The sequence below is a fragment of the Frankia sp. CcWB3 genome (genome assembly GCF_977927595.1).
The window spans coordinates 1-3,618 of record NZ_CDWRCK010000335.1; the positions used below are offsets into that span (position 1 = coordinate 1).

Below are 3,618 nucleotides of genomic sequence, written 5' to 3' on the forward strand. Positions count from 1 at the left end.
ACGACCACCCAGATCTAGACGACTACCCAGCGAAATCATCGAAGGTGATTTCGCGAGGTGCCGGCCGGGCCGGCCCCGGTGTCCCCGGGTGGTTCCGTGGCGGTAGACGGTACTCTGACCAGCCTGGTCCAGGGATGGCCGCTGACAAGGCGGCGTCACGGGACATCGCACCGACCGCGTCGCGCCCTTGTCCAGGAGGCCGGTTTCCGCGGTTCTTAGCCGGCCAAGGCACACCATGCCCCTCCCACCGCCCGGCCATGCGCGCGTACAGGTTGTCGCGCTAGGCGGTGACGACCGGCCCGGCTTCGGGCGACTCCTGCTGAACCACGGTCACGGCCACAGAGTCGGCATCGGCGTCGGCATCGGCGAGTGCCGGGTAGTCGGTGTACCCGCGCTCGTCGCCACCGTAGAAGGTGGCGCGGTCCGGCGAGTTGAACGGGCCGCCGGCCGCGAGCCGGACGGGCAGGTCGGGGTTGGCCAGGAACAGCGTCCCAAAACTGAGGATGTCGGTGGTGCCGTTCTCCACGAGCGACAGCTCCTCCGGCCCGGTCGGGTGGTCGGGGGTGAGCGGGTTGAGGACGAGCGGACCGCCGAATCGCTCCCGCAGCTCTCGGGTCAGCTCGCGCCCGGTGTTCTCCGCAATGTGCAGGTATGCAAGCCCCAGCGGAGCGACCGCGTCCACCAGCGCGACGTAGGTGTCGCGCACGTCGTCCTCGGTGATGTCGTTGAAGGTGGTGCCCGGCGAGATCCGCAGGCCGACCCGATGAGCGCCGATCGCGGCGGCGACCGCCCGGGTGACCTCCACAGCGAACCGGATCCGACCCACCGCCGAGCCGCCCCAGCCGTCGGTGCGCCGGTTGGTGCCGCTGGCAAGGAACTGGTGCACGAGGTAGCCGTTGGCGCCGTGGATCTCGACGCCGTCGAAGCCGGCTTCGACGGCGTTACGGGCCGCGGCGACGAAATCGGCGATGATCTCGATGATGCCCTGCTCGGTCAGCTCGGCCGGGATGACGAAGTCCTGCATACCCTCGCCGGTGAACGCCTGGCCGGCCGGGCGGACCGCCGAGGGGGCCACCGGGACGAGACCGCCCGGCAGCAGGTCGGGATGACTGATGCGACCAGCGTGCATCACCTGGACAAAGATCACTCCGCCGGCCTCGTGCACGGCGCCGGTCACCTGCTGCCAGGCCCGCACCTGCTCCTCACTGTGCAGGCCCGGGGTGTTCGGGTAACCCTGTCCACCGACGGAGGGCTGGGTGCCCTCGGTGATGAGGAGCCCGGCGCCGGCACGCTGGGCGTAGTAGGTGGCCGTGGCCGGAGCCGGGACTGCGCCGGGGGCCCGGTTACGGGTCATGGGGGCCAGTGCGATGCGGTTTGCCAGGCGAAGTCCGCCCAGATCGATCGGGTCGAACGCGGTGGTCATGAGGCTCCCTCTCGTCGGCGTCACGGCTCACCCCAGGGCGCCGCGCCTGTACCTACCGAACAGGTACATCGCCGGGCAGCCTTCCCGCCGCCCCAGAAATGTGATGCCCGCCACGGGCCCCGGTCGGCGCGGTCAGGCCACCGGGAGCAGGTCGGCGCCGCCGCGCCCGGTGTCGATGTCACCGGTCTCTCCGGCCGCGGCCGCCCGGCTACCGTACAGCCGGACGTAAGCGATGAAGCCGCCGAACGCCACCGCGCCGATCCCGATCCGGATCGCCGTGGGCAGCCCCGACGGGGTCACGAATGCCTCGATCAGCCCGGAGACGGCCAGCACGAGCGCCATCCCCATCGTGACGGCCACCGCTGCGCGCCCCTCTGCGGCCAGGGCCTCCACCCGCCTGCGCGGACCCGGTGCAATGATCGTCCAACCGAGACGCAGCCCGACCCCGCCCGCAACGAACACGACCGTGAGCTCCAGCAGGCCGTGCGGGAGGATCAGGCTGAAGAACTGCCCGCTCTCCCCGCAGCTGGTCATGTATCCGCCGACGACGCCGAGATTCAGCGCGTTCAGCAACATGACCAGCAGGGTCGGGAGACCCAGCAGCACCCCGGAGACCACCGCCTGCGCGGACACCCAGGCGTTGTTCGTCCACACCTGACTAGCGAAGGACGAGGCCGGATTCTCGGTGTAGTAGGACGCGAAGCCGTGGCGGCACAGATCCGCGACCGCGTCCGGCGCACGCAGGTTCGCCTGTACCTCGGCGTCGTGCACGACCCACAGACCGACGGCCAGCGCGACGAGCAGGGAGCCGAGCGCCGTCGCGACAGCCCACCATCGGCGTTCGTACACGGCCACCGGAAACGTCACCGCGAAGAAACGACCGACGACGTGCCAGCCGGGGTCAGGTGCGCCGCCCACCGCCGCCCGGCCTCGCGTCACCAGGTTCGTCAGATCGTCGACCAGGGTCGTGTCGTACGACCGGCTGCGGATAACCGAGAGGTGGGTAGCCGCGCGCTGGTACAACTCGACCAGTTCGTCGAGCTCGTCCGGTGCCATCCGCCGCGGCCGGCCGGCCTTGTCGACGAGCCGACCAAGCCGGACCCATTCCGGCCGGTGCACGGCGACGTACGCATCAAGATCCATGACGGCCTCATCCTCCCAGACCGTCGAGATCCTCGCAGACCGTCGAGCCGCACGCGTCCGAACCGTCCTCACCGCTGTCAGCGGCACCACCCGGCGAGGAGGAGCGAACCGGGCGGCGTAGGCCATAAAGTGATGTCCGGATACCCATCGAGGTCCCGGGGGGCCCAGATGAACCAGGTCGTCACGGGAAAGGGATCCGCCGGTCTCGCCGGCACGGGTGTCCTCACGGGTGAGGCGATCGTCACAGGTGAAGCGATCACCATCGAACTGCGGGTGGCTCGGCTGGGCTCCCGTCTGATCGCCGGCCTGCTCGACCTGCTCATCCAGCTCTACATCCTCTACGCGGTCGGCGCCGCGGCCCTACTGATCGTGCGGCCCGACAACGACGCCCTGATCGCCACGGTGTTCCTGCTGGTCTATGTCGGCATCGTGCTCGGGTACCCGGTCACCTGCGAGACGCTGACGCGCGGGCGGACCCTCGGCAAGATGGCCCTGGGGCTGCGCGTCGTCCGCGACGACGGAGGTCCCATCCACTTCCGGCACGCGTTCGCCCGGGGTCTGGTCGGGGCGGTCGTCGAACGTCCCGGACTGCTGCTGGGCCTGCCCGCAGTGATCAGCATGCTGGTGTCGAAACACGCGAAGCGGCTGGGGGACGTCTTCGCCGGCACGGTCGTCCTGCAGGCCAGCGTGCCGCGCACTGGCGGAGTGCCGGCGTCCGTCCCGCCCCAGCTCGTCGGCTGGGCCGCCACCCTTGACCTCACCGGGTTGGATGATGCTCTGGCCCTGCGTGCCCGCCAGTTCCTCGGCCGGGCACACGAGCTGTCCCCGCAGGCCCTCGAATGCCTCGGCAGCGGGCTGGTCCGGGAGGTGCGAGCCGTCGTGACACCACCGCCGCCGCCCGGCACGCCGGGCTGGGCCTACCTGTCCGCCGTGCTGGCCGAGCGAACCCGGCGTGCCTACCACCGGCTGACGGCGAACCGGCCGAGATCGACACCCTCCCCCGCCTTCGCCCCGTACCCGGGTGCCCAGTACCCGACGGCCCAGTACCCGAC

3 protein-coding genes are annotated in these 3,618 nt (G+C 70.6%); 1 reads left to right on the forward strand and 2 read right to left on the reverse strand.

What is annotated here, in order from left to right; all coding sequences use genetic code 11:
- Positions 1 to 280: 280 nt before the first annotated feature.
- Both ACY5KJ_RS18610 and ACY5KJ_RS18615 read right to left on the reverse strand, forming a co-directional pair.
- A complete protein-coding gene (locus ACY5KJ_RS18610; RefSeq protein ID WP_462188244.1) occupies positions 281 to 1,423 on the reverse strand; it encodes an alkene reductase in 1,143 nt (380 codons plus the stop codon).
- Positions 1,424 to 1,555: 132 nt separating this feature from the next.
- Complete coding sequence (locus ACY5KJ_RS18615) at positions 1,556 to 2,566, reverse strand: stage II sporulation protein M (RefSeq protein WP_462188243.1); 1,011 nt, start codon at positions 2,564 to 2,566, stop codon at positions 1,556 to 1,558.
- 168 nt (positions 2,567 to 2,734) lie between these two features.
- Between ACY5KJ_RS18615 and ACY5KJ_RS18620 the strand changes: the two genes are divergently transcribed.
- Positions 2,735 to 3,618, forward strand: an 884-nt coding sequence (locus tag ACY5KJ_RS18620; RefSeq protein ID WP_462203970.1) for an RDD family protein, incomplete at its 3' end; no start/stop codon positions are given.